This window comes from Phaeobacter sp. A36a-5a, from assembly GCF_037911135.1.
Taxonomy (GTDB): domain Bacteria; phylum Pseudomonadota; class Alphaproteobacteria; order Rhodobacterales; family Rhodobacteraceae; genus Phaeobacter; species Phaeobacter bryozoorum.
In genome coordinates, this window is record NZ_JBBLYU010000001.1 from 1,926,664 (window position 1) to 1,951,687 (window position 25,024).

At 63.2% G+C, this 25,024-nt stretch carries 28 protein-coding genes; 13 read left to right on the top strand and 15 right to left on the bottom strand.

The features are described from left to right. Nucleotides 1–16: 16 nt before the first annotated feature. The 3 genes from phaR to phaC all read right to left on the bottom strand — a co-directional run bounded on the left by phaR (nucleotide 17) and on the right by phaC (nucleotide 3,229). Complete coding sequence (gene phaR, locus WLQ66_RS08965; protein ID WP_340545975.1) at nucleotides 17–577, bottom strand: polyhydroxyalkanoate synthesis repressor PhaR; 561 nt, start codon at nucleotides 575–577, stop codon at nucleotides 17–19. A 246-nt stretch (nucleotides 578–823) separates the two neighbouring features. Continuing rightward, on the bottom strand, nucleotides 824–1,267 hold the full coding sequence (locus WLQ66_RS08970; RefSeq protein ID WP_340545976.1) for a phasin, PhaP: 444 nt from the start codon (nucleotides 1,265–1,267) through the stop codon (nucleotides 824–826). A gap of 132 nt (nucleotides 1,268–1,399) precedes the next feature. Beyond that, a complete protein-coding gene (gene phaC / locus WLQ66_RS08975) occupies nucleotides 1,400–3,229 on the bottom strand; it encodes a class I poly(R)-hydroxyalkanoic acid synthase (RefSeq protein ID WP_340545977.1) in 1,830 nt (609 codons plus the stop codon). Nucleotides 3,230–3,374: 145 nt separating this feature from the next. Between phaC and phaZ the strand changes: the two genes are divergently transcribed. Both phaZ and WLQ66_RS08985 read left to right on the top strand, forming a co-directional pair. Beyond that, on the top strand, nucleotides 3,375–4,649 hold the full coding sequence (gene phaZ, locus WLQ66_RS08980) for a polyhydroxyalkanoate depolymerase (protein WP_340545978.1): 1,275 nt from the start codon (nucleotides 3,375–3,377) through the stop codon (nucleotides 4,647–4,649). Nucleotides 4,650–4,731: 82 nt separating this feature from the next. Continuing rightward, on the top strand, nucleotides 4,732–5,307 hold the full coding sequence (locus WLQ66_RS08985; RefSeq protein WP_340545979.1) for a DUF6151 family protein: 576 nt from the start codon (nucleotides 4,732–4,734) through the stop codon (nucleotides 5,305–5,307). A 53-nt stretch (nucleotides 5,308–5,360) separates the two neighbouring features. Here the strand turns inward: WLQ66_RS08985 and WLQ66_RS08990 are convergent, their stop codons facing one another. The 3 genes from WLQ66_RS08990 to WLQ66_RS09000 all read right to left on the bottom strand — a co-directional run bounded on the left by WLQ66_RS08990 (nucleotide 5,361) and on the right by WLQ66_RS09000 (nucleotide 7,712). After that, nucleotides 5,361–6,269 (bottom strand): alpha/beta fold hydrolase, encoded by a 909-nt coding sequence (locus WLQ66_RS08990; RefSeq protein ID WP_374015614.1) that lies wholly within the window; start codon nucleotides 6,267–6,269, stop codon nucleotides 5,361–5,363. 39 nt (nucleotides 6,270–6,308) lie between these two features. Further along, complete coding sequence (locus WLQ66_RS08995; RefSeq protein WP_340545981.1) at nucleotides 6,309–6,752, bottom strand: VOC family protein; 444 nt, start codon at nucleotides 6,750–6,752, stop codon at nucleotides 6,309–6,311. Between the two features lie 177 nt (nucleotides 6,753–6,929). After that, nucleotides 6,930–7,712 (bottom strand): alpha/beta fold hydrolase, encoded by a 783-nt coding sequence (locus tag WLQ66_RS09000; RefSeq protein ID WP_340545982.1) that lies wholly within the window; start codon nucleotides 7,710–7,712, stop codon nucleotides 6,930–6,932. A 215-nt stretch (nucleotides 7,713–7,927) separates the two neighbouring features. Here WLQ66_RS09000 and WLQ66_RS09005 point away from each other — a divergent pair, with 215 nt between their 5' ends. The 6 genes from WLQ66_RS09005 (at nucleotide 7,928) to WLQ66_RS09030 (ending at nucleotide 13,829) form a co-directional block, all read left to right on the top strand. Beyond that, nucleotides 7,928–8,932, top strand: a complete 1,005-nt coding sequence (locus WLQ66_RS09005) for an Lnb N-terminal periplasmic domain-containing protein (RefSeq protein WP_340545983.1) — start codon at nucleotides 7,928–7,930, stop codon at nucleotides 8,930–8,932. A gap of 186 nt (nucleotides 8,933–9,118) precedes the next feature. Further along, nucleotides 9,119–11,065, top strand: coding sequence for a threonine--tRNA ligase (thrS, locus tag WLQ66_RS09010; RefSeq protein WP_340545984.1), 1,947 nt, complete (start codon nucleotides 9,119–9,121; stop codon nucleotides 11,063–11,065). A 234-nt stretch (nucleotides 11,066–11,299) separates the two neighbouring features. Next, nucleotides 11,300–11,605, top strand: a complete 306-nt coding sequence (locus WLQ66_RS09015; RefSeq protein ID WP_340545985.1) for a BufA1 family periplasmic bufferin-type metallophore — start codon at nucleotides 11,300–11,302, stop codon at nucleotides 11,603–11,605. Between the two features lie 68 nt (nucleotides 11,606–11,673). Next, nucleotides 11,674–12,537: an MNIO family bufferin maturase gene (gene bufB, locus WLQ66_RS09020; RefSeq protein ID WP_340545986.1), complete on the top strand. Its 864-nt coding sequence runs from the start codon at nucleotides 11,674–11,676 to the stop codon at nucleotides 12,535–12,537. Further along, on the top strand, nucleotides 12,534–13,289 hold the full coding sequence (locus WLQ66_RS09025) for an HvfC/BufC family peptide modification chaperone (protein WP_340545987.1): 756 nt from the start codon (nucleotides 12,534–12,536) through the stop codon (nucleotides 13,287–13,289). Before bufB ends, WLQ66_RS09025 begins: the two co-directional genes overlap by 4 nt. A 3-nt stretch (nucleotides 13,290–13,292) precedes the next feature. Then, a complete protein-coding gene (locus tag WLQ66_RS09030; RefSeq protein ID WP_260102340.1) occupies nucleotides 13,293–13,829 on the top strand; it encodes a DoxX family protein in 537 nt (178 codons plus the stop codon). A gap of 78 nt (nucleotides 13,830–13,907) precedes the next feature. Here WLQ66_RS09030 and WLQ66_RS09035 read toward each other — a convergent pair whose 3' ends face one another. Then, nucleotides 13,908–14,276 (bottom strand): hypothetical protein, encoded by a 369-nt coding sequence (locus WLQ66_RS09035; protein WP_260102341.1) that lies wholly within the window; start codon nucleotides 14,274–14,276, stop codon nucleotides 13,908–13,910. A gap of 40 nt (nucleotides 14,277–14,316) precedes the next feature. Continuing rightward, nucleotides 14,317–14,637 (bottom strand): arsenate reductase family protein, encoded by a 321-nt coding sequence (locus WLQ66_RS09040; protein ID WP_340545988.1) that lies wholly within the window; start codon nucleotides 14,635–14,637, stop codon nucleotides 14,317–14,319. A 220-nt stretch (nucleotides 14,638–14,857) separates the two neighbouring features. On the opposite strand from WLQ66_RS09040, the gene WLQ66_RS09045 reads away from it, so the two are divergent. Then, nucleotides 14,858–15,064, top strand: a complete 207-nt coding sequence (locus WLQ66_RS09045; RefSeq protein WP_340545989.1) for a cold-shock protein — start codon at nucleotides 14,858–14,860, stop codon at nucleotides 15,062–15,064. Nucleotides 15,065–15,132: 68 nt separating this feature from the next. Here WLQ66_RS09045 and WLQ66_RS09050 read toward each other — a convergent pair whose 3' ends face one another. Genes WLQ66_RS09050 through WLQ66_RS09070 form a run of 5 tightly spaced genes read right to left on the bottom strand, consistent with a single transcriptional unit; the run spans nucleotide 15,133 to nucleotide 19,954 of the window. After that, nucleotides 15,133–16,599: an aldehyde dehydrogenase gene (locus WLQ66_RS09050; RefSeq protein WP_340545990.1), complete on the bottom strand. Its 1,467-nt coding sequence runs from the start codon at nucleotides 16,597–16,599 to the stop codon at nucleotides 15,133–15,135. An 11-nt stretch (nucleotides 16,600–16,610) separates the two neighbouring features. Then, nucleotides 16,611–17,648 (bottom strand): LLM class flavin-dependent oxidoreductase, encoded by a 1,038-nt coding sequence (locus tag WLQ66_RS09055; protein ID WP_340545991.1) that lies wholly within the window; start codon nucleotides 17,646–17,648, stop codon nucleotides 16,611–16,613. Between the two features lie 14 nt (nucleotides 17,649–17,662). Beyond that, on the bottom strand, nucleotides 17,663–18,571 hold the full coding sequence (locus tag WLQ66_RS09060) for a flavin reductase (protein ID WP_340545992.1): 909 nt from the start codon (nucleotides 18,569–18,571) through the stop codon (nucleotides 17,663–17,665). Continuing rightward, the gene (locus tag WLQ66_RS09065; protein ID WP_340545993.1) at nucleotides 18,568–19,380 is read right to left on the bottom strand and encodes an alpha/beta fold hydrolase; all 813 of its coding nucleotides are present in this window, start codon (nucleotides 19,378–19,380) and stop codon (nucleotides 18,568–18,570) included. The genes WLQ66_RS09060 and WLQ66_RS09065 overlap by 4 nt, the downstream gene beginning before the upstream one ends. Next, the gene (locus WLQ66_RS09070) at nucleotides 19,352–19,954 is read right to left on the bottom strand and encodes an amino acid synthesis family protein (RefSeq protein WP_340545994.1); all 603 of its coding nucleotides are present in this window, start codon (nucleotides 19,952–19,954) and stop codon (nucleotides 19,352–19,354) included. The genes WLQ66_RS09065 and WLQ66_RS09070 overlap by 29 nt, the downstream gene beginning before the upstream one ends. A gap of 100 nt (nucleotides 19,955–20,054) precedes the next feature. Here WLQ66_RS09070 and WLQ66_RS09075 point away from each other — a divergent pair, with 100 nt between their 5' ends. The 4 genes from WLQ66_RS09075 to WLQ66_RS09090 all read left to right on the top strand — a co-directional run bounded on the left by WLQ66_RS09075 (nucleotide 20,055) and on the right by WLQ66_RS09090 (nucleotide 23,314). After that, complete coding sequence (locus tag WLQ66_RS09075) at nucleotides 20,055–20,759, top strand: GntR family transcriptional regulator (RefSeq protein WP_340545995.1); 705 nt, start codon at nucleotides 20,055–20,057, stop codon at nucleotides 20,757–20,759. Continuing rightward, nucleotides 20,737–21,174 carry a carboxymuconolactone decarboxylase family protein gene (locus WLQ66_RS09080; RefSeq protein WP_340545996.1) on the top strand — a complete coding sequence of 146 codons (438 nt, stop codon included), beginning with the start codon at nucleotides 20,737–20,739 and terminating at the stop codon, nucleotides 21,172–21,174. The genes WLQ66_RS09075 and WLQ66_RS09080 overlap by 23 nt, the downstream gene beginning before the upstream one ends. Nucleotides 21,175–21,269: 95 nt before the next feature. Then, nucleotides 21,270–22,064, top strand: a complete 795-nt coding sequence (locus tag WLQ66_RS09085) for a maleate cis-trans isomerase family protein (RefSeq protein WP_340545997.1) — start codon at nucleotides 21,270–21,272, stop codon at nucleotides 22,062–22,064. A 92-nt stretch (nucleotides 22,065–22,156) separates the two neighbouring features. After that, nucleotides 22,157–23,314 (top strand): M24 family metallopeptidase, encoded by a 1,158-nt coding sequence (locus WLQ66_RS09090; protein WP_340545998.1) that lies wholly within the window; start codon nucleotides 22,157–22,159, stop codon nucleotides 23,312–23,314. 29 nt (nucleotides 23,315–23,343) lie between these two features. Here WLQ66_RS09090 and WLQ66_RS09095 read toward each other — a convergent pair whose 3' ends face one another. Together WLQ66_RS09095 and WLQ66_RS09100 are read right to left on the bottom strand one after the other, a co-directional pair. Continuing rightward, on the bottom strand, nucleotides 23,344–23,820 hold the full coding sequence (locus tag WLQ66_RS09095) for a dihydrofolate reductase (RefSeq protein ID WP_340545999.1): 477 nt from the start codon (nucleotides 23,818–23,820) through the stop codon (nucleotides 23,344–23,346). Nucleotides 23,821–23,832: 12 nt separating this feature from the next. Then, complete coding sequence (locus WLQ66_RS09100; protein ID WP_340546000.1) at nucleotides 23,833–24,666, bottom strand: thymidylate synthase; 834 nt, start codon at nucleotides 24,664–24,666, stop codon at nucleotides 23,833–23,835. Between the last annotated feature and the right edge of the window lie 358 nt (nucleotides 24,667–25,024).

Sequence of the window (25,024 nt, forward strand, 5' to 3'; positions counted from 1 at the left end):
GTGCCGCTGTCGGATCTTACTTCAGTTTGGAGAGCTTGTCCTGCAACTCGGCCAGCTGCCGCTTGATATCGTCCAGCCCGTCGCCGTCTTCGCCACTGTCACTGTCGCCGGATGATTTCGCAGCGCCGGGCCAGTTGCCGGAGAACCCGCCGGTCATCGCCTTCAGAAACGCCTGCTGCTGCGCCTTCATCGCCTCGAACCCCGGCATCTGCGCAATCGGGTTCATGGCGTTCATATTCTCGACCATCTTGCTCTGGTTTTCGCGCAGCATCTCAAAGGAGCTTTGCAGGAACTGCGGCATCACCCCGCCACCGGGCACCATGTAGCTGCGCACCAGATCGTTCAGCACATTGACCGGCAGAATGTTCTCACCCCGGCTTTCGTGTTCGGCGATGATCTGCAGGAGATACTGGCGGGTCAGGTCGTCCCCGGTCTTGAGGTCAACGATCTGCACCTCACGCCCCTCGCGGATGAAACCGGCGATATCCTCCAGCGTGACATAGTCGCTGGTCTCCGTATTGTAGAGCCGTCGGCTGGCATATCGTTTGATCAACAAGGGTTTATCCTGATCCGACATGTCATTTCTCCCCAGACATGATGCATTGCAGCAAAGCCTATGCGAGCGCAGAACAAAAGGGAAGCGTTACGCCGGAACGCGCAACAAATGATCCTCGGATCCAATATCAGCGGGCTGGCCATCGCGGGCGGCCCCAGGCGGTCTGTGGCCCAATGAAAAAGGGGCAGGTCCGGTGACCTGCCCCCTTCGGTGCAAAGAGATTTCATTGGGAGGAGTGCAAAACCCCTTTGCGGATGCGCTCAGCGCTTACTTTGCTGCGGCTTTTTTCGCAGCGGAGGTCACGTCGTTGGTGGCCTTCTTAACGGCGGCGGACGCTTCTTCGGACATGTCCTTGCCAGCCGACATCAGCAGCTCAACGGTGTCCATCTGAACTTTTTTCGCAACTTCGGCGAAGGCGGCCATGTTCTCGGCGGCAACTTCAGCGGAGGCGGAGGCGAAATCGGTTGCTGCCTTGGCATAGTCAGCAGGCTCGGCCTGTGCCTTGGAGACGTCGCTCAGCTTGGTCAGGGTTTCCTTGGCCCAGCTGTTGGAAATCTCGGCGGATTTCTCGGCAGCCTGCAGGGCAACCTGGGACAGTTTTTCGTTCAGGGCTGCGGTCGATTTGAACGCATCTTCCATCGCGGTTGTGTCAACCGGGAATGCACCCATCATGTCTTTCATCATCGCGGTAAAATCTTGGGTCTTAGCCATTGTACTGGTTCCTCTTGGTTACGCGGCCAGAACGTTCTGCCGCCTTCGCATGACCTCAATATCGTTTCTGCATCGCAGCATTTCAAGGTTTTTCTTGCTGCGATGCAGAATAATTTGCGAATGCCCGGAAAATCAGGGCTTTGCGGACCGCTTTGCCTTTACCCGGACGTAGTCGCCGGGGGCCGGTGTCAGCGGGGGATGCTGCGAATCGCCCGGTTCGCGGGCCTCGACCTGCTTGCCGGAGCGCTTCTTCAGCCAGCTTTCCCAGCGTGGCCACCAGGAGCCTTCGTGAAAGCTCGCCGCCTCCTTCCAGGTCTCGGCGTCACCTTTCATATCGGGATTGGTGTAATGGCCGTATTTGTTGCGGGTCGGCGGGTTGACGATGCCCGCGATATGGCCCGACTGCGCCACAACGAAGCTCTTGGAGCGCGAGCCCATCTGCTGAACACCGCGGTAGCAGTCTTTCCAGCGGGCAATATGGTCGGTCTCGCAGGTGATTGCCATCACCGGCACGGTGACGTCGCGCACGTGCAGGGTATGGCCCATCAGCTCGAACCCGTCGCGCACGAACTCATTGCGCTGACACAGGCCACGCAGATATTGCATCGCCATCCGCCCCGGCAGGTTCGCGCCGTCACCATTCCAGTACAGAAGGTCAAAGGCCGGCGGCGTCTCCCCCATCATGTAGCTGCGGATCGCAGGCCCGTAGACCAGATCGTTGGAACGCAGGAAGGAGAAGGTCCGCGCCATGATATACGAGCGCAGCAGGCCGTTGTTGGTGATCTCCTCCTCGATCCCTTCGATGAAATCATTTTGCAGGAAGGGCGTGAACTCCCCCTGATCGGAGAAATCCGTCAGCGCGGTAAAGAAGGTCGCCGATTTGATCGAGGTATCGCCGCGCTGTTTCAGCAACGAGAGCGTCAGGCACAGCGTGGTGCCCGCGATACAGTAGCCAACGGCATTGATCTGTTTCACCTTGCAGATCGACTTGGCGGTTTCGATCGCGGTCAGATAGCCCTTCTCGATATAATCCTCCAGACCGAGGTCCGCCTGATCCTCGCCGGGGTTGACCCAGGACACCACAAACAGCGTATAGCCCTGTTCGGTCACCCATTTGATCAGGCTGTTCTGCGCCTTGAGGTCGAGGATGTAGAATTTGTTGATCCACGGCGGAAACAGCACGATGGGGGTTTCATGCACGGTTTCGGTGGTCGGCCGGTACTGGATCAGCTCCATCATCTCGTTGCGAAATACAACCTCACCGGGTGTGGTGGCAATATTGCGACCGATCTCAAAGGCGGTCTCATCCGCCAGCCGCACCACCAGTTCGCCGTCGTTGGCCTCCAGATCGGCAACCAGATTCTCCAGCCCCTTGATCAGTGACTGACCTTCGGTCTCCACCGCTTTTTCCAGCGCATCGGGGTTGGTTGCCAGAAAATTGGTGGGGGCCATCATCTGCACGATCTGATCGGCGAAATAGCCAAGGCGGCGTTTGTCGACATCTTCCAGATCATCGACCTCGGCGACGGCGTTGCGAATTGCCTCGGCATTGGTGAGATATTGTTTCTTGATGTAGTGAAAATAGGGGTTGGACTGCCACATCGGATTGGCAAAGCGGCGGTCATCGGGCGCGCCCTCATCGGCGTCCTCGGGGCTGTCGCCCTCCATGGATTTGGCCAGAAGCGCCTGGGCTTCGGCGAAATTCACCACCGCCTGCCCCCAGTAAGACACCTGTTTTTCCAACAGCTTGGCGGGGTTTTTGGCCATTTCGGCCCAATAGGCGGTTGCTGCGCGTGCAAAAAGCTCTTGATTCGGACCGTCCAGAGAAGGGGGGTGAGATTTTTTCTGAGCCAGAACATCCATCAGGCGTTTTGAAAGTTGCTCAACCTGCTCCATATTTTTTTTAATTCGTTCAATATGTTCCGGCGAGACTGCCGGATCCGTACTGTCGCTTGTTGTCATCTTAACAAATCCCCCGTAATCTTTCTGCTATGCAGAATACTGTCCGCCCATCATACGACAAAGCCATGAAACGTCCGATGGGTTGTGACACAACCGCACGTGGATTCAGATCGGATCCAAGCGGCCAACGCAATGGAGATATAACATGCGTTACATGATGTCGTACGATCTGATGGAAACAATGCGTAACACCAATCAGTGGTTGGGGGCCACCGCCCTGTCGATGGCATCGAACCCGGCGCTGGCCGCAATCCCCAATCCTGCCATTGCCTGGATGGCCGCCTGGGGCGAGGTGACGGAGCGCAGTTTTCAGCGCATGGTGACCAAACCGGATTGGGGCATCTATACCCAGACCTGCGCCGATGGCCGCGATCACGTGGTGGAAATCGACACGGTGGTCGAGCGCCCGTTTGGCGATCTGATCCATTTCCGCGTCGCAGGCCGCGCCGAGCAGCCGCGCAAGGTTCTGCTGGTCGCGCCGATGTCGGGCCATTACGCCACCCTGCTGCGCTCCACCGTCAAAAGCCTGATCGAGAATTGCGAAGTCTATGTCACCGACTGGCATAATGCCCGCGATATTCCGGTTTCAGCGGGCAAGTTCGACATTGAGGATTACACGCTATATCTGGTTGATTTCATGCGTGAAATGGGCCCCGATACCCATGTAATCGCGGTCTGCCAGCCGGCCCCGCTGACGCTGGCCGCCACCGCCTATCTGGCAGAGCAGGATCCGGGCGCGCAGCCGTCGTCGCTCACCCTGATTGGCGGGCCGGTGGATCCCGATGCAACCCCAACGGATGTGACCGATTTTGGCCGCCGGGTCACCATGGGCCAGCTGGAAGAGACGATGATCCAGCGTGTCGGCTTCAAATACAAGGGCGTCGGCCGCAAGGTCTATCCGGGCCTGTTGCAGCTCAGCTCCTTTATGTCGATGAACGGCGAGCGCCATTCCAAGGCTTTCATGGATCAGATCCAGCGGGTCAGCCGGGGGGAAGCATCGGATCATGATGCCCACAACCGGTTCTATGACGAATATCTTGCCGTGATGGACATGACGGCGGAGTTCTACCTGTCGACGGTGGAGCGGGTGTTCAAGGGCGGCGAGATTGCCGGCAACAACTTTGTTGTCGGCGGTCACAAGGTCGATATGGGCAAGATCTCCGATGTGGCGGTCATGACCGTCGAAGGCGCCAATGATGATATCTCGGCCCCCGGACAATGTATCGCGGCGCTGGATCTCTGCACCGGCCTGCCGGAGGTAAAGAAGGCCAGCCATGTGGAGCCGGGTGCAGGACATTATGGCATCTTTGCCGGCCGCAGCTGGCGCGATAATATCCGCCCGCTGGTGATCGAATTCATGAACGCCAATGCCCGCACGCCGAAGAAAGCCGCAGCAAAACGCACCAAGGCGACCGCCTGACCGGCGAGGCTGAGGCCAGACCAAATAAGACGGGCGCCCAGCCCTGACCAAAGCCCATTTCAGCCCAAGGACCATTTCAGCAATGGCCGATCCCCTGAGTTTCGCCTGTGACTGCGGCCAGATCCGTGGCGCGCTGTCGCCAGAGGCCCGCAAGGCCGGCACCCGCGTTGTCTGTTTCTGCGCCGATTGCCGCGCCAATGAGCTGTACCACAACCAGCCGGACCCCGCCCCGGGACCGGTTGATCTGTTTCAGGTCAATCCCGATGGGGTGACCTTTCATCAGGGGCAGGATCTGCTGCGGGTGATGCGGCTCAGCCCGAAGGGGCTGCTGCGCTGGTATGCGGGCTGCTGCGGCACCCCGATGGCCAATACGCTGGCCAAACCCACCCTGCCCTTTGCCGGGATGCGGTCGGACCGGTTTGCCGACCCATCCGCGCTTGGCAAGGTGCGCGCCCGCGCCTTTGTTCCGAAGGCAGGCAAACAGCCCCGCACCGAAGGCGCGGCACGGATGGTCATCTCGCTGCTCAGCCGGATGATATCGGCGCGCCTCTCCGGCCGCTGGAAAGAGACGCCATTCTTCGACATCGACAGCGGTGCGCCAATCAGCGAACCGGAGGTGATCAGCAAGGAGGCGCGCGCGGAACTGCTGCGCAGGTAGCGCCGTGCCGTCTTTGCGGCCGACCGGGCCGCGATCCGCACAAGCTTTGCAGGTTAACCGATTGGATCTGATGGCTTTAGTGGGTTGGTGAGTGTCAGGGGCGGCAACGGTTTTGACGGCGATGCCGCCGCAGGTTCCGCCGGTGGCGTCGATATCCGCTGCGGCTGGGTTGTGGCGGCAGCGCTCTGACGGTCTGCGGGCAGATCCGCCGGGCAGCCCAGCTGCCGGTCCTCCTCCGCCAGCCATTCCGCAATCGCCCCGGTCACCTGATCCGGCTGTTCCAGCGTCGGCAGATGTCCGGCCTCCTCCACCACATGAAGGCGCGCATTGGGCATCAGCGCGGCCATGAATTCATGGCGTTTCAGCGGCGTCAGCCGGTCCTGCGCCCCACAGAGGATCAGGGAGGGTCCTTTGAAACGACGCAGTGCCGCCTGCTGATCGGTGCGCCGCTGCAAGGCCCGCGCCTGCGCCACGAACAGCTCCGGCCCCAGCGCAAGGGCCTGCTCATAGATCGAGTTCAGAATATCCAGCCGCTGCGGCGACGGGGCCAAGCACTCCACCGGCAGACAGCTGCGCAGCACATCCGCCAGACGACCGCTGCGGGCCGCGATGATCAGCGGCTCCCATTCGGCGGCCTGGGCAGGCGTGTCGGGCAAGGGGCTGGTGGAGATCAGGCAGAGCCGGCTCACACGCTGCGGCGCGCGGCGCAGGATTTCCATTGCAACAATGCCGCCCATCGACAGCCCGGCCAGTGAAAACCGCGCCGGCAGCCGGGCCAGCAGATGATCGGCGATCAGCTCGATCCGGTCGCCGCCGAGCAGCGGCGCAATCATCGTCGGCACCACCCCGGACAGTGCCCGCAGCTGCGGCAGGAACGCCTCGGCATTGCCCATCAGACCGGGCAGCATCACCAGCGGGGCGCCAGCGGCGCGCTCTGCCGGGGCCTGCGAAGGGCGGCTCATGTTCTGCGGTGCGTCGCCTGACCGGTCTGTCACCTGTGCTTATCCCTCGGTTTGGGCGCCATAGCCGTTCCAGCGGAACGCGCCGTCATCGGACAGCGGCGAGAACGGGTTATGCGCGATTTCCCAGATATGGCCGTCCGGGGCGCGGAAATAGCCGATGGTGCCGCCCCAGAACACCTCTCCTGCCGGGCGCAGCACCGTGGCGCCTGCCGCCTCCGCCCGGGCCATCAGCGCAGCGACATCTGCCGCAGTGCGGGTGTTATGGCTCAGCGTCATCGCGCCGGTGCCCAGCTCATCCAGCGGCAGGCCAATATCCTCGGCCAGCGACGCCAGCGGGTAAAGCCCCAGCGTCTGCGACATCAGATCAAAGGCAATGACCCCATCGGGGCTGTCAGCGCGCTGCCAGCCAAGCGCCTCATAAAAGGCCGCCGCCCGCTCCATATCCGGCACGCCCAGTGTGATCAGGCTGATACGTTGCTCCATCGGATCCTCTCCTGCCCTTCTCCTGCCTCTGTCCTGCTGCTGTCGGGTTGCCCCCTTTCGGGCCGCCCTGCGCTATGTGGCAGATCATCCCGGACACTCTGCCATAGCCTGCGTCAGCTGTCGCGTGGTGGATGCAGGTCACTACATCAGAACCTGCGCGCCCGCCCGCCACTCAACCTAACCGATATCTGGCGCGCCAGATAGCCCCAGCACCTCCGCCACGGCGGTTTCGATCAGCGCCAGACAGGCCGGGTCGGAGAACCGATGGTCGGCGTCCTTCACCAGATGCAGGCGCATATCGGCGCAGGTGGCATGATCCAGCAGCCGCAGCGCGGTCTCGGTGCTGACGGCGGTGTCGGCGGTGCCCTGCAGGCAGCGCACCGGCATCGCCAGCACCAGCGGATCGCGCAGCACCAGATGGTTGCGCCCGTCCTCGATCATCCGTTTGGTGATGACATAAGGCTCCATATAGTCGCTCGGCAGCTCAACCTGCCCGCGCGCCTCCAGCTCCGCCTTCTGGGGATCGGTGAAATTGGCCCAATAGCCATCCTCGGTGAAATCCGGCGCGGCGGCGATGGTGACCAGCCCGGCCACCCGCTCGGGCATCGCCCGCGCCAGGAGCAGCGCCTGCCAGCCCCCCATGGAGGAGCCAACCGGCAGGATCGCCCCTGTGGTCAATGCCTTTACCGCCGCCAGCGTATCCTGATGCCAGTCACCGATGCAGCCCTCTTCAAAACGGCCGGAGCTTTCACCGTGGCCGGAATAGTCAAACCGCAGAAACCCGAGGCCCCGCGCCCGGGCCCAGGCCTCCAGATGCACCGCCTTGGTGCCCTCCATATCGGATTTCAGCCCCCCCAGAAACACCAGCGTCGGCGTATCCTTGGCCGCGCCGGTGGCCGGGCTCAGGTGATAGGCCAGACGGCGGCCGCTGTCACAGTCCAGAAATTGGGTTGCTGCCATGGTCTCCCCCGCGATGCAGTCCGGTCATTATGCTGATGTCAGATCTGCCACGGCAGCCGCGCCGCCGCAATGGCCGGTTTCACCGCAGGAGGCACCGGCGGCAGATGGCTGGCGCCGGGACGCCGCCGCCCCGACCGCCTGATGCCCTTGCAGCCAGCCGCAGCCCTGCCTAGGGTCCGCGCGACATCAGAACCGCCGCAAATCAGGAGCCTCCCTTGACCCGTGCCCTCCGCCTTCTCTGCCTCGGGCTTCTCTGCCTGCTGATCCTACTGGCCACTCTCTGGGGCGCGCTGGCGCTCTGGTACCGGCTGCCCGTGGACGGCCTCTGGCGTACAGCCGCGGCATCCGGCTTTGCGGGCCTTGGTCTGGCCACGCTCTGGGCGGTGATCCGGGGCCGTGCGCTGCGCGGGCTGGCCACCTTCTGCCTGGCGCTGGCCGCGCTGATCTGGTGGTGGGCAAGCCTGACCCCGCCGGCCGAGGCAAACTGGTCCCCCGATGTGGCCCGCCAGGTCACCGGCACTCGCGACGGCGATATCCTGACGCTGACAGATGTGCGCAATTTCGACTGGACCACACCGACCGACTTCACCCCGCGCTGGGAGACCCGCAGCTTTGATCTCAGCCAGCTGACCACCGTCGATCTCTTCATGTCCTATTGGGCCGGACCGGAGATGGCCCATATGGTGGTCAGCTTCGGCTTTGCCGATGGCGCCCATATCGCCTGGTCGGTCGAGGTGCGCCGTCAGGTCGGCGGCGGCTTCTCCCCCGTCGCGGATCTGTTCAAGACCAATACGCTGGTGCTGATCGCCGCCGATGAACGCGATGTGGTGGGCACCCGAACCAATGCCCGCGGCGAGGATGTGCAGCTGTTTCGCATCAATACCGACCCCGACACCGCGCGCGCGCTGCTGATGCAATATGTCGAGGCCGCCAACCGGCTGGCCGCACAGCCGCAGTGGTATAATTCACTCACCTCGAATTGCACCACCGTGGTGATGACGATGATCCGCACCATCCTGCAGGATGTGCCGCTGGACTGGCGGCTGCTGGCCAATGGCTACCTGCCGGAATACGCCCATGAACAGGGCGTTCTGGCCGCAGGCTACAGCACCGAAGACCTGCGCGAACGCGGCAGCATCACCGCCAGGGCGCAGGCGCGGGGCATCACGCAAGACTACTCAGCCCTGATCCGCAAAGGTGTCCCAACCCCCGCCCGCTGATCCAGCCCCCCTGATCCAGCCCCCCCTGATCCGGCTGCTGCATCTTCTGGCGAAAAATATCCCGGGGAGCGCGAGGGGCTGGCCCCTCGCCTGCTTGACAGCCTCGCATACCCCTGCCAAACGGGCAGAACACCATAACCCGCAACCGGGCGTTCTGTGGGCGCCAAACCGACGAGGAGAGCCGATATGGCCCAAATCTCTCTCACCTTCCCCGATGGCAATGCACGATCCTATGACGCAGGCGTAACACCTGCGCAGGTGGCCGCTGACATCTCGACCTCGCTGGCCAAAAAGGCCATCTCCGCCACCGTCAACGGGCAGCACTGGGATCTTCAGTGGCCGATCGACGCGGACGCCGCAATTGCCATCCACACCATGAAGGATGAGGTTCAGGCCAATGAGCTGATCCGCCACGATCTGGCGCATGTGATGGCGCGCGCGGTGCAGGACATCTGGCCCGACACCAAGGTGACCATCGGCCCGGTCATTGAAAATGGCTGGTATTACGACTTCGACCGCGCAGAGCCCTTCACCCCCGAGGACCTCGGCGCCATCGAGAAAAAGATGAAAGAGATCATCAACAAACGTGATGAGGTCCGCACCGAGGTCTGGGAGCGCGACCGCGCGATCCAGCATTACACCGACCTGAACGAACCCTATAAGGTCGAGCTGATCGAGAGCATCCCGGGCGATGAGCCGCTGCGCATGTACTGGCATGGCGACTGGCAGGACCTCTGCCGCGGCCCGCACCTGCAGCACACCGGCCAGCTGCCGGGCGATGCCTTCAAACTGATGAGCATCGCAGGCGCCTATTGGCGCGGCGACAGCTCCCGCCAGATGCTACAGCGGATCTACGGCGTTGCCTTCACCGGCAAGGAAAAGCTGAAAGCGCATCTCACCATGCTGGAAGAGGCCGCCAAACGCGACCACCGCAAGCTGGGCCGCGAGATGAACCTGTTCCACATGCAGGAAGAGGCGCCGGGCCAGATCTTCTGGCACCCCAACGGCTGGCGCATCTACACCACCCTTCAGGACTACATGCGCCGCATGCAGGACCGCGACGGCTATGTCGAGGTGAACACCCCGCAGGTGGTGGACCGCAAGCTGTGGGAGGCCTCGGGCCACTGGGACAAATACCAGGAGAACATGTTCATCGTCGAAGTCGATGAGGAGCACGCCCGTGAAAAGGCCGTGAACGCACTGAAGCCGATGAACTGCCCCTGCCATGTGCAGGTGTTCAATCAGGGCCTCAAATCCTACCGCGACCTGCCGCTGCGCATGGCTGAGTTCGGCTCCTGTGCGCGCTATGAGCCCTCGGGCGCGCTGCATGGCATCATGCGGGTGCGCGGCTTTACCCAGGATGACGGCCATATCTTCTGCGCCGAGGATCAGATCGAGTCTGAAACCGCAAAATTCATCGCCTTCCTGTCCAAGGTCTATGCCGATCTCGGCTTCCATGACTGGACCATCAAGCTCTCGACCCGCCCGGAAAAACGGATCGGCAGCGACGAGAGTTGGGATCTGGTGGAAAAGGCGCTAGGCGATGCCTGCAGGGCGGCGGGCTATGACTACGAGCTGCTGGAGGGCGAAGGTGCCTTTTACGGTCCGAAGCTGGAGTTCACCCTCACCGACGCCATCGGGCGGAACTGGCAGTGCGGCACCCTGCAGGTGGATCCCAACCTGCCCGAACGGCTGGATGCGAATTTCATCGGCCAGGACGGCAACAAGCACCGCCCCTTCATGCTGCACCGCGCCACGCTGGGCTCCTTCGAGCGCTTCATCGGTATCCTGATCGAGGAACACGCAGGCAAGCTGCCGTTCTGGCTGGCGCCGCGTCAGGTGGTTGTCGCCTCGATCACCTCCGACGCCGATGACTATGTGAACGAGGTTGTTGAGACCCTGCGCGCCGCCGGTGTGCGCGCCGAGGCCGACATCCGCAACGAGAAGATCAACTACAAGGTTCGCGAGCATTCGGTGGGCAAGGTGCCGGTCATCCTCGCCGTCGGTCACCGCGAGGTCGAAGAGCGCACCGTTTCCGTCCGCCGTCTTGGCGAAAAACAGACCAAGGTCGAAACCCTGGAGGCTGTAACAAAAGCGCTGGCGGTTGAGGCAACTCCGCCGGATCTTCTGTAACATTCCTGCGGTCTTTTGCTGATCTTTGCCTTTTCACCGGCCCCCACTTGCGGGGCCGGTTTCTTTTTGCGCATGGTTTTAAGGGTTCAGCAGCCACTTCACTGTAATAAGCGGTCACGGCTGCTGACGCCCGCGTGAGACACAGGCTCGTGAATTCAAACACTTCTCAGGCTGAGCTAATGTCTGACCTGTAACAACCGCCTCGCAACCAAATTCCAAAGAAGGAAGACACCGATGTCCAACACCGCAAAATCCCTCGCCGTCGCTGGTGCCGTTGCTGCCGCACTGACCTCTGCCATGGTCACCCCGGCTGCCGCCCAGTCCAAAGAGAAATGCTATGGCGTCTCCCTCGCCGGTCAGAACGACTGCGCCGCAGGCCCCGGCACCACCTGCGCCGGCACCTCGACCGTCGACTATCAGGGCAACGCCTGGACCCTGGTCGATGCCGGCAGCTGCGAAGGTATGGAACTGCCCGCTATGGCCGATGGCAGCGACCGCAAGGGCTCGCTGGAGCCGCTGGAACGTGACCTGCCTGCATAAGCACAGGCCAGACCAGCGGGGCGGGGGATTTCTCCCGCCCTTTTTGTAACCGGATCAGAGGACCTGTCATGCTGGATGCCGCCCCTTCCCTGCCCGCCGCAGCCGGTGTTGGCTACAAGCCGCAGCATTTCGCCGATATTCTTGCAACGGTCGGCGCTGAGCGGCCGAGCCCGGTAAAATGGCTGGAAATCCACGCCGAGAACTACATGGGCGACGGTGGCCGCCCGATCGCGCAGCTGCGTCATCTGGCTGAACAGTTTGCCCTGTCGGTGCATGGCGTCGGCCTCTCTATCGGCGGCGAAGGGCCGCTGGACGCCGATCATCTGGCACGGCTGACGCATCTGGTGGGCTGGCTCAATCCCGCAAGCTTCTCCGAACATCTGGCCTGGTCCACCCATGACAGCCATTTCTATAACGACCTGCTGCCGCTGCCCTATACGGATGCCACGCTGGCGCGGGTCTGCGATCATATCAATCAGGTGCAGGACGCCATCGGGCGGCGGATGCTGCTGGAAAACCCCTCCAGCTACCTCGCCTTTGCCGAAAGCAGCTGGTCCGAGCCGGAATTTCTGGCCGAGATCACCCGCCGCACCGGCTGCGGGCTGCTCTTGGATGTGAACAACGTCTTTGTCTCCGCCACCAATCTCGATTTCTCGCCGCAGGTCTATATCGACGCCTTTGCGCTGGATCAGGTTGGTGAAATCCACCTTGGCGGCCATGATGAGGATCAGGACGACCACGGCAAACCGCTGCTGATCGACAGCCACGGCGCCGAGGTGGTGGATCCGGTCTGGGCGCTGCTGGATTATACGCTGGCAAAATCCGGCCCCAAGCCTGTGCTGGTCGAGTGGGACACCGATGTGCCCGCCTGGCCGGTGCTGGAGGCCGAGGCCTCCCGTGCCGCAACCGCGCTGGAGCGGGTGCCGGCATGACTGTAAGCCAGACAGAATTCGCCCACGCCATGATGGATGCGGGCCAGCCGGTGCCTGAGGGGCTGCTGGATGCGACCGGCCAGCCGGCCGGGCGGCGGTTCAGCGTCTATCGCAACAATATCGCGGTCTCCCTGACCGAGGCGATGCACAGCGCCTTTCCCCTGATCGGCAAGCTGCTGGGCAAGCAGAACCTCGACGGGCTGGCGGGCATATATCTGCGCGCCCATCCGCCCTCCTCGCCGCTGATGATGCACTATGGCGCTGAGTTTCCCGCGTTTCTCGCCGGGATGGAGCAGCTGAAACATCTCGGCTATCTGCCCGATGCGGCGCGGCTCGACCTTGCCCTGCGCCGGGCGTATCACGCTGCCGACGCCACGGCGGTTGACCCGGCGCGTCTGGCAGCGCTTGCACCCGATCAGCTGATGGCGACCCGGCTGACACTGGCCCCCGCCGTCACCCTGCTGCGCTCGCCCTGGCCGATCTATGACATCTGGCGCTTCAACACCGAACAGAACGCGCCCAAGCCCCGCCATATCGCGCAGGACGTGCTGATCACCCGGCCCGAATTCGACCCCATCGTTCAGGAGCTGCCCGCCGGGGGCGCGGACTGGATCACCGCCCTCATCGCTGGTGCCACGCTGGACGAGGCGCTGACCGCCGTTCAGGCCGACCAGCCGGATTTCGACCTCTCACACCCGCTCGCCCTGTTGCTGCAAGGCGGTGCAATCATTGACCTAGACCGCAAAGGATAACCGATGCACGCGCTTGTTTCCTCCTATACCTCGATCTTCGGCAAGGCTGACCGGCTGTCCGATATCATCGTCCCGACCCTGGCCCGGCTGGTCTTTGCCGCGGTGCTCTTGGTCTACTACTGGAACTCTGCCGGGCTGAAGACGGATGGTTCGATATTCTCGCCCTCTGCCGGCGCCTTTGGTCAGATCTTCCCCAAGGCCGCCGAGGCGGTGCTTTATGATGTCAGCCAGCTCAATATCTTTCAGCGGCTGGTGATCTTTGCCGGCACTGTCGCCGAATATGTGCTGCCCGCGCTGATCCTTGTTGGTCTGCTCACCCGTCTGGCCGCTCTTGGCACCATCGGTTTCATCTGGGTGCAGACCATCGTCGATGTGACCGGCCATGGCGTGAAACTGGGCAGTCTCTTTGACAACGCCATTGGTCTGGTCGACCAGCGGGTGATGTGGACCTTCCTGCTGCTGGTGCTGGTGTTCAAGGGGGCTGGTCCGCTGTCCCTTGATGCGCTGGCGCGGCGCGCCACGGCGCCTGCCACCGCCTGATCCGGCCAGTCCTCAAACATAAAAAGGCGCCCTGCATCCGCAGCGGCGCCTTTTTTCATTCCTTGCGTTCGATCCGGTTCAGAAATGCGCCTTCGGCTCATCCGGTTTGCCGGCAGCAAGCGCCAGCAGCCCGCCAAGAAGCGCCAGCGAGATCGGGAAGATGGTAAAGACATTAAGCCCGAACCCGGCATATAGCCCCGCCGCCGAGGCCAGCAGCAGCACCCCGCCCCAGAGCGCCCGCGACAGCGCCATCGCGCCACCGGCCAGCGCAAGGATGGGCGAGATCACGGCCAGGAGCCGCAGTTGTTCGACATCGTCGACCTGCCGGGCCACCCCGTCGATTTCGCCAAAATACTCCACGGCGGCGGTATAGCCATAGCCCGCAAACCCCACCACCATGCCGATCAGCCCGGCCACGATGCCCAGCACCAGCGCTGCATTGCGCATTGCCGCTCTCCTTACCTAATCCGATATGCAGATGGGGGTTCTAGCCCTCGACGCCAAGGGCGGCCTTGGTTTTGGCGTCCCAGCCGAGGTGCAGATGGTCACCGGATCTGATCAGCGGACGTTTCATCAGCGTCGGATGCGCCGTCAACAGATCCAGCGGCTCCCCCGCCCGCTCTGCCTCGCTCAACCCGCGCCATGTGGTGGAACGTGTGTTGACCAGCCGGTCGCCGAACTGCGCCAGTGCGGCCTGCAAAATCGCCTCCGGCACCCCATCGGCGCGCACATCCACCAGCTCCGCCTGCGGCAGCTGTTTCAGCGCCTTGCGGCAGGTGTCACAGGTCTTCAATCCATAGAGTTGCACGTTTTTTCCTTTCCCGAGGGGGCAGCTCAGCACAATTTATGGTAGAGCCGCACTGTTTTGCTTGATTTTTACATGGTCCGTGCAAAAGTTGAAACCGGGTTGGGACAACTTCCCCGGCCTGTTTTGTCTGCGCACTGCGGCAAAACCGATCACCCCGCTCTGCGCCGCGAAATTATCGTGTATTCAGGGCGGCTCACTAGCAGGAAGGAGACACGGGAACATGGCGAGTGGCACCGTGAAATGGTTCAATACAACCAAGGGCTATGGCTTTATCGAGCCTGAAGGCGGCGGCAAGGATGTGTTTGTGCACATCTCTCAGGTTGAGCGATCCGGGCTGACCGGGCTGACAGATAATCAGAAAGTCGATTTTGAAATGACCGAAGGGCGTGACGGTCGCCAGATGGCCAGCGACATCCGCCCACTGTGAACACACTCCGGCTGCGCCGGGGTTCCCCCTTGCGCGCAGCCACTCCGTCGCCTGCGACAGCGCATCACCTAGCGCATCACAAAGGGATCCGGGATCGGATCGTCGCTGGTGCGCAGCCAGACCGTCTTTACCCTTGTGTAATCCAGCGCCGCCTGTAGCCCGCCCTCGCGGCCATGGCCGGATAGCCCGTGGCCGCCAAAGGGGGCGATGGGGCTGACCGCGCGATAGGTATTGACCCAGACAATGCCGGCACGAATGCCGCGGATCATGCGATGGGCGCGGGTCAGGTCGCGGGTAAACACCCCGGAAGCAAGACCAAAGGCGGTGTCATTAGCCAGCGCCAGCGCCTCGGCCTCGGTGTCAAAACCGCACACCGACAGGACCGGGCCAAAGAATTCCTCGCTCAGACAGGGCGCCTGCGGCGCGTTGCTGCAATCCACGATGGTTGGCGGAAAGAAGTGACCGGCCCGCGGCAACGGCTGCCCGCCAGTCACGATCCGCGCGCCCGCCGCAACCGAGGCCGCCAGCAAATCCTCCGCCCGGCGCATCTGCGCGCCGGTGCAGAGCGGGCCGATCTCGGTCTGCGGCGCGTCCGGTGCACCGATCCGGGCGCTTTCGGCCTTTTCCGTCAGACGGCGCAGAAAATCCGCCTTGATCCGGTTTGAGATGATCAGCCGGGAGCCCGCAACGCAGCTCTGCCCGGTGGCGGCAAAGATCCCGGCGACCTGCGCATTCACCGCACTGTCGATATCGGCGTCCTCAAATACGATGAAGGGCGATTTGCCGCCCAGCTCCAGCGAGGTGGAGGCAAGGTTCTCAGCCGAGTTGCGCACCACCTGGCGCGCGGTCTCCGGCCCGCCGGTAAAGGCCACGTGGTCAATCCCGGCATGGGCCGTCAGCACCGCGCCACAGTCGGCGCCAAAGCCGGTGATCACATTGAGCACCCCCGGCGGAAAACCGGCCTGATCAAAGATGCGGGCGAATTCCAGCATCGGCGCCGGGGCTTCCTCCGATGCCTTCAGCACCACGGTACAGCCCGCCGCCAGCGCCGGGCCGATCTTCACCGCGGCCAGAAACAGCTGCGAATTCCACGGCACCACCGCCGCCACCACCCCAAGCGGCTCGCGGCGCAGCCAGACTTCCATATCCGGTTTGTCGATCGGCAGATGGGCGCCTTCGATCTTGTCGGCGAGGCCCGCGTAGTAGCGGTAATACTCAGCCACATAGGCGATCTGGGCCGAGGTTTCGCGAATGATCTTGCCGGTATCGCGGGTCTCGATCCGGGCCAGGGTTTCGGCGTTTTCGGCAATCAGATCCGCCAGCCGGTAAAGCAGCCTGCCACGCGCGCTGGCGGTGATGCCCGCCCAGTCCGGTGCGTGGAACGCGGCACGGGCCGCTGCCACGGCCGCCTCCACATCCGCCGCGCGGGCCTCTGGCATCATCGCCCAGACCTCGCCGGTTGCCGGATCGCGGCTCTCGAAACGGGCGGAGCCATCCGAGAACACCCCGCCGATATACTGCTGGAACTGCTGCATGGTGATCCCCTTCAGGCAAAGGCCGGCATGACGTCGCGAATGAACCGTTCAAGCGAGGCGCGCTTGCGCTTAGAACTCATGCCGCTGTCGATCCAGAAACTATATTCATCGTACCCCAGCGCCTCATAACCTTTGATCCGCGCAATCGCATCTTCGGCGGTGGCGATCACATTGTCACGCAGCATCGCCTCGGGCGAATAGAACGGATGGGCGGCAATTTCCGCCTCGCTCAACGGCGCGATCAGCCCCTGCGACACGGGCCGTTCGTTTTTGAACCAGGCGCCGAAGTAGCAGTAAAACCGGTTGATCTCCTCCGCTGCCTGCTGGGCGTCGGCGGCATCGGCGGCAATATAGGTGTGGTTCAACAGCATGATATCCGGACGCGGCATATCCGGGAATTTGGCGCAGGCGGCCTTGAACGTCTCCATCAGCCGGGTGATTTCCTCATCCCCCTGCCACAGCGGTGTCACCTGCACATGGCAGCCATTGGCAACGGCAAATTCATGGCTGTTGGGATCGCGGGCGGCGACCCAGATCGGTGGGCCGCCCGGTTGCAGCGGTTTGGGCGAGGAGGTGGTGGCCGGAAAGGAATGATAGGTCCCCTCCTGCGCGTAATCGCCCTGCCACAGCCCCCGTAGCGCCGGGATCAGCGCGCGCATCCGCTGGCCTGCATCCCAGGCATCCATGCCCGGCACCATCCGTTCGTATTCGTAGCTATAGGCGCCGCGCGCAATGCCGAGCTCCAGCCGCCCGTCCAAGATCATATCGGTCATCGCCGCCTCCCCTGCAAGGCGGATCGGATGCCAGAACGGCGCGATGATGGTGCCGGTGCCAAGCCGCACGTTGCGGGTCTGGCGCGCCAGATCGACAAGGTTCAGGAAAGGGTTCGGCGCGATGGTGAAGTCCATCCCGTGATGCTCCCCCGTCCAGACCGCGTGCATCCCGCCCTGATCGGCGATTTTGGCCAGGGTGACGAAATCATCGTAGAGATCCCGCTGGTCCTGCTCCGCCGAGGTGCGTTCCATATGGACAAAAAGAGAAAAGCGCATGATGCCACCTGCCGTTATGCGATCTGGCGGATTTCGCCGCTGCGTTGATTGCCTGAATAGATGCCGAAATCGCCGAGAGCCGCCTCGCGGGTGAAACGGTCCAGCATGGCAAGGATCGCCGGATCGCTGACATCGTCCAGCGCGCTGCTGTCCAGCGGCACAAAGACCCCGCGCGACGGGGTGCCGGTGGCGCCATGGCACAGAAAGGCGATATGCTGGCGTTTGCGGGCAACGTCCTCATAGATCGAATAGACAAAGCCCGGCTCGCCGCTCAGCCCTGTTTCGGCGATCAGTCGGCGCATGGTTGCGGCAGCGCCTTCGGCATCGACCAAGGCCTCCGGCAACGTAGATCCGCCGTATCCGTCATCGACCAGCAGCACCGCGCCGTCGCGCTCGATCAGGGCCGAGATCACCAGATCTGGACCGGCCACCGCCGCCTCTGCGGTCATTGCAGGCGTCACATAGGCACCGCGCGCATAGCCAAGCCCGGGGCTGGTGCCGGTGCCAAAGGCGCGGACCTCGCCGATCAGGATCACATGATCGCCCGCCTCAACCGTCTTGTGCAGGCTGCAATCGAACCAGGCCGACACCCCGTCGATCAGCGGCGAGCCCGCAGGCCCCCGGTGCCAGCTGATGCCCGCAAACCGGTCCTCAGCCGGGCGGGCAAAGGTATTGGAAATCTCGATCTGCGTCTCCGCCAGCACATTGACGGCAAACCCCTCGCCGCCGACCAGCGCGTCGTAGTTGCGCGAACTATTGGCCAGACAGACCAGCAGCAGCGGCGGATCCAGCGAAACGGAGGTAAAGGAATTTGCGGTGAACCCGATGGGCCGACCCCCGGCATCATGGGAGGTGACCACCGTCACCCCGGTCATGAAGCTGCCAAAGGCCTGACGCAGGGCGCGTGGATCAAGGGGTGTCATGACGGATACTCCTCAGGGGTGGGCGTGGCGAGCCAGTTGCGCAGTTCGGCGGTGACCAGATCCGGCGCGGTCAGGTTCACCATATGGCGGTGCCCGGTGATGGTCACCGCACGCCCCCGGCGCACCCGCAGCGCCATGGCCTGCGACATCTCGGGCGTGGAATTGGGATCGCCATCGCCGGTGATGGCCAGAAATGGACAGGCAATCTCGGCCAGCCGTCCGGCATAGGTCGCATCGCCCCGCGCAAAAGCCGCATAGGCGGTGGCATAGCCTGCGGGATCAACCGATTTCAGCCAACCCGCAACCCGGTCGCGGGCGTCGATATCGGTCGGGCTGTCGCCGAACCAGCGGGCCAGCGGCGTGTCCAGATCGCAGCGACCCGCAGCGATCTCAGCGGCGCGGGACTGAACGGCCGCCCGCGCCGCCGGATCACGGCAGAAGACGCCGTTCAACAGCGCCACCCGTGTGGTCAGCGCCGGGTGGCTCACTGCGAAACCGGCCGCGATCAGCGCCCCCATCGAATGGCCCGCCAGACTGACCGGGCCGAGGTCCAGCGCCCGCAGCACATCCCTGAGCCAGGCCACGAAATCCGGCAGTTCGCTGTCCGCAGGCAGCGGCGCGCTGCCGCCATGCCCCGGCAGATCCGGCGCAATCACCCTATGGGTCCGGCTCAGATCCTCAATCTGCGGTCCCCAGGCTGCCGATTGCATTCCGACACCGTGCAGGAGCACCAGCGCAGGCCCCTGCCCGCAGTCGCGCAGCGCGACGCTGCGGGTGGGCTCAGACAGCTGCAGGGTTGTCGACATCATTGCCAAGCTCTTTCAGATCCTGATAGCGGTCGCCGATCCGGTGATGCGGCCGCCCGCCGATCGACGCGCCAAGCGCGATCAGCACCTCATCGGCACCGGGCGCATCGGCGACGGAGGTCTGGATGGTGAGGTAATGCGACCGTCTGCCGCCATCGCATTTATCCATCAGCGGGATCATCAGCGGCGCATTGGCAGGCCCGCGCGTATTGCAGAATGACAGGTAGGATTTGGCCCCCACAGCGCTGCGGTAGGGATTGCCGAATTGCAGTGTGTGGATCAGGGCGGAGGCGTGCTCCACCTCGCCGTTCATCCCAACGATCGCGGATTTGCCATAGCCCTCGACCCGGTCACCACCGCCTGCGGCCTCCAGAATCATCCCGGTCAGCAGGGTGCCCAGACCGGGCGCGCAGTCCCGGATCTGCGGCGTCAGATCCTCGACAAAACCCTGCCCTGCCCAAGGATTGCGAATAACGGCGATGGCGGCAATCAGCGTCAGCGGCACCGGCGCCGCCTTGCCGCCTTCGATCAGGGTCTTTTCGACGTGAAGCAGGGTTTTGCGGATGATGGCGGGCATGGGAATCTCCTGATCGGCAGTGCTGCGGTATCATGGTATACCATTATACGATATGTCAATCATACTTGCCGCAGCCCAGACGCGCTGCTATGGAAATCCCATGGAACCCAGCCAGACAACGCTCCGCAAAATCGAAAAAGCCCCGCAAACCCTGCGCGATATCGTGCAGGAACGGATGCGGGAGGCGATCATCGACGGCCATTTCGCCCCCGGTGAGCGGCTGGTGGAACGCCCGCTCTGCGATCAGCTGGGTGTGAGTCGCACCGTGATCCGCGAGACGATCCGCTACCTTGAGGCTGAAGGGCTGGTCGAGATCATCCCCAATCGCGGCCCGGTCGTGGCCCGCCTGACCTGGGATCAGGCGCGGCAGATCTACGATGTGCGCCGCCAGCTGGAAGCGGCAGCGGCAGCGGCCAGCGCCGAGGTGCAGCGGCCGGAGTTTGCCGCCGACCTCAGCCGCGCGCTTGCCGAGGTCGAGGCGTCGATGAGTGACACCGAATGGGGCCATCTGTTGCGCGCCACCACCGGCTTTTACCAGCTCATATTCCTTGAGGCCGGCCATACGATTGCCTGGGATATCGTGCAGCGGCTGAACGGTCGGATCAGCCGGTTGCGCGCCCTTACCATCGCGGCAAAGGACCGCGAAACCTCCGGCATGAGCCATATGACCGCCATTCACGATGCCATTCTCAGCCGCAACCCTGAGGCCGCGTGCCGGGCGGTTGAGACCCATATCGCCGATGCTGCCCGCACGGCCGAACGCTTCCTGAAGGAGCCAGCAGATGAGCCGTCCAACGACACCTGACACACCCGGCGCCACAGCCCACCGGACCAGCACCTTTGACGAGGATCTGTTCCTGAAGGGTCTGGAGCAGCGCAAGGCCACCCTTGGCGCGGCATATGTGGAAAAGAACCTCGCCGCCGCGGATGAGTTCACCCGCCCCTTTCAGGAGGCGATGACCGCATGGTGCTGGGGCTTTGGCTGGGGCGATGACACGATAGATGCCAAGACCCGGTCGATGATGAATCTTGCCATGATCGGCGCGCTTGGCAAGATGCACGAATGGGAGCTGCATTGCCGGGGGGCGGTGAACAATGGTGTCAGCCGCGAAGAGATCCGCGCGATTATCCACGCGGTTGCGATCTATTGCGGCGTTCCGCAGGGGCTGGAGTGTTTCCGCGCCGCCCGGACGGTTCTGGACCAGACAGACGCGGGCTGACTCCGCAGCCGCACCGGCCCGCAGAGGCCAGCCCTCCCTCCTCCTCACAGCGCAACGTCAACAGGCCACGAGCCGACAGCGAGGTACCTTCTCAGATGTTTCAATCCGGTCAAACCGTTCAGTCAAGCCCCCGCACCCCGCTGATGGGCAAGGGCGCCGCCCATCGCGCCAGTCTCGGCTTTATCCTGATGTCCACCGATCTGGCCTGCGAAACCGACCTCTTTGCCATGGCCCCCGAAGGGGTCGGCGTGCATATCACCCGGCTCAGGACCGATGACTACACCACCAACGAGACCTTGGCGCGGCACATCGACCACATGGCCGAGGCGGCCGGCCGGCTGCAACCGGATATGAACCCCGAGGTCATCGCCTATTGCTGCACCTCCGGCTCGATTGTCTGCCGGGAAGAGAACGTCTTTCGCGAAATCCGCAAGGGCGCGCCGCAGACGCAGCCGATGACCATTGTTACCGGCGTCATGGACGCGCTGCGCGAAGTCGGCGCCAAGCGGATCGTGGTCGGCACGCCCTATCTTGACGATATCAACACCGCCGAGGCGGAATATCTGCTGGCGGCCGGCTTTGATATCCTCGACATTCAGGGGCTGCGGCTGGAAACAGGTCTGGAGTTCGGCCGGGTCGAACCCTCCTACTGGAAGGAATTTGCGCTGGAGATTGATCAGCCGGAGGCCGATGCGATCTTTCTCTCCTGTAGCGGCATTCGCGCGCTTGAGGTGGTGGATGAGATCGAACAGGCCGCAGGCAAGCCGGTGATCACGTCCAATCAGGCGCTGATGTGGTCCTGCCTGCGCAGGGCCGGAATCACCGATCAGTTGCAGGGGTTTGGGCAGATTTTCCAACATCCCGGCCACGCGCTGACACCAACCCTCTGACCCCGACACCCTGCCCCCGGCCGGTGCCCTCCCGGTGCCGGTTTCTGAGCCCTTAACGCCCGACGGGCGGTCCACCTGCAAAGAAGATCACCATGACAGCACCTCTCGCGATGCGCGGATTTCCCGAAACAGAATACGCCGCCCGTACCAGGCGGGCACAGGCCCGTATGGCCGAAGCCGGTTTCGACGCGCTGCTCTTGATGACCGAACCCGACGTGCAGTATTTCACCGGTTTTCAGACGCTGTTCTGGCAAAGCCCGACGCGCCCGTGGTTTGTGCTGATCCCCGCCAGCGGCAAACCGATTGCCATCATTCCCGAAATCGGCGCCAGCCTGATGCGGCGCAGCTGGCTTGACGATATTCGCTGCTGGTCGGCGCCCGCGCCCGAAGATGACGGCATCAGCCTGCTGGTCGAGGCGCTGTCGCCGCTGAAGACGCTTGGCGTGATGAAGGGACATGAGACCCATCTGCGGATGCCGCTGGGCGACTGGGAACGGCTGATGGACGCCCTGCCCGACCTTCGCATTGCCGACGCAACCGGGCTGGTGCAGGGGCTGAGGATGGTGAAATCCCCGGCGGAAATCGACAAGCTCGCCCGGATCTGCGCCATTGGCTCTGCGACCTTTGCCGCGGTGCCGGAGTTCGCCCGCGAAGATGTGCCGCTGGACGAGGTGTTCCGCACCTTTCGCCGCGAGGCGCTGGTGCAGGGGGCCGATGGCGCGCCCTATGTGGTCGGGGCCAGCGCGCAGGGCGGCTATGCCGATGTGATCTCGCCGCCCGATGCCACACCGCTGGCGGCAGGGGATATCCTGATGCTGGACAGCGGCATGGTGCTGGACGGCTATTACTGCGATTTCGACCGCAACTGGGCAATTGGCCATGCCGATGACACCGCGCGCCGCGCCTATGATGTGCTGTGGCGCGCAACCGAAGCCGGACTGGCCGCCGCCCGCCCCGGCAACAGCTGCCGCGATCTGTTTCAGGCGATGTCTGCGGTGATTGCAGAGATGGACGACAGCGGCGGCGACATTGGCCGTCTGGGTCACGGGCTGGGCTTGCAGCTGACCGAACAGCCCTCACACGCCGCCTTTGACACCACCGAGCTGCAAGAGAACATGGTCCTGACGCTGGAGCCATCGCTGTCCTATGGCGACGGGCTGATGATGGTCCATGAGGAAAACATCGTGGTGACGCCGCAGGGGGGGCGCCTGCTCAGCACCCGTGCGGCGCCAGAGCTGCCGGTGATCTGAGCTGTGACAGACCGGCGCGCGGCACAGACCTAGCGGCGCATGTACTCCACCACCACGCAGGCCGGTGCCTCGCTGCGGATCTGGGTCTGGCTGGCGATCCCCCACTGCCCGGCCCGGAACGGCGGGAAATAGGTATCGGCGTCCTCGACCTCGGTCTCGACCTCGGTGATCAGCATCCGGTCAGCGATCTCCATCAGACCTTCGTAGATCCGCGCGCCGCCAATGCCGTAAATCCGGTGATAGCCCTGCGCGCGCGCCTCCGCCAGGGCGGCCTCGATGCTGGGGCAGACCAGATCGGCGGCATCCGGGTTTGAGGACACCACCAGATTAAGCCGGTTCTTCAACGGCTTCACCGGCAGGCTGTCCCAGGTATTGCGCCCCATGATCAAAGCCCCGCCCAGCGTTTCGCGCTGAAAAGACTTCAAATCCTCCGGCGCCTGCCAGGGGATCGTATTGTCCTTGCCAATGGCGCCATTCTGGTCGCGGGCAACAATAAGCGTGATCATGTCAGTCCTCTCTCAAACCGCAACCGGAGCTTTGATGCCCGGATCGGGGGTGTAATTCAGCACTTCGAAATCGTCATATTTGAAGTCAAAAATGGAGGGCACGTCGCGCGTGATGCGCAGCTCCGGCAGCGGCTGCGGCGTACGCGACAATTGCAGGGTCACCTGATCCATATGGTTGGAATAGATATGGGCATCACCGATGGTATGGATGAAATCCCCCGCCTCATAGCCGGTCACATGCGCCAGCATCTTCAGCAGCAGCGCATAAGAGGCGATGTTGAACGGCACCCCGAGAAACATGTCTGCCGACCGCTGGTAGAGCTGCAGGTGCATCCGCCGCCCCTGCACCCGCACCTGCCACAGGGTATGGCAGGGCGGCAGCGCCATATCGGGCACGTCGCCGGGGTTCCAGGCGGTGACAATCAGGCGGCGGCTGTCGGGGCTTTTGCGGATCATCTCCACCAGCTGCGCAATCTGATCGACCGTGCCCGCCCGATAAAGCGGCTCATCGCCGCTGGTGCCGGGGACCAGCTCAAGCCGTGGAAAATGCCGCCACTGATGGCCATAGACCGGCCCGAGGTCGCCATTCTCATCCGCCCATTCGTCCCAGATCGACACGCCATTGTCCTTCAGGTAGCCGATATTGGTGTCGCCGGACAGGAACCACAAAAGCTCGTGGATGATGGAACGCAGATGCAGCTTCTTGGTGGTCACCAGCGGGAATCCATCGGCCAGCGGATAGCGGGTCTGCATCCCGAAACAGGAGATGGTCCCGGTGCCGGTGCGGTCACTGCTGGCCTCGCCGTGTTCCAGAATATACTGCAGGGCCTCATGGTACTGGCGCATTGCGATCTCTCCCTCGTGATCTGCCTGCCGTCGGGGCGCAGAGCGCGCCCGCAGGTTTTCTCCTCTGTCTAGCCTGCCGCCGCCCCCGATCTCAAGAGTGTGTAAGCCGTAGCCGCAGGGCGCCCCGCACCCAGACACCTGCCCAGACAGTCGGCCAGACAGCCGGCCAGACACCTGCCCGATATCCACTCGGACATCTGCCCCCAAAGTGGCGCAGCTGATCCACACCCTAGCGGCTTGCCCTGCCCCGCGCACCCCGCAACAAAAAGGTCACCGATGCGCCACGGTCGGCTGCGGACAGCCCAGGCGGCGCGGCAATTCAATTGACTTTCCGCAACCATGACAAGACACTGCCGCA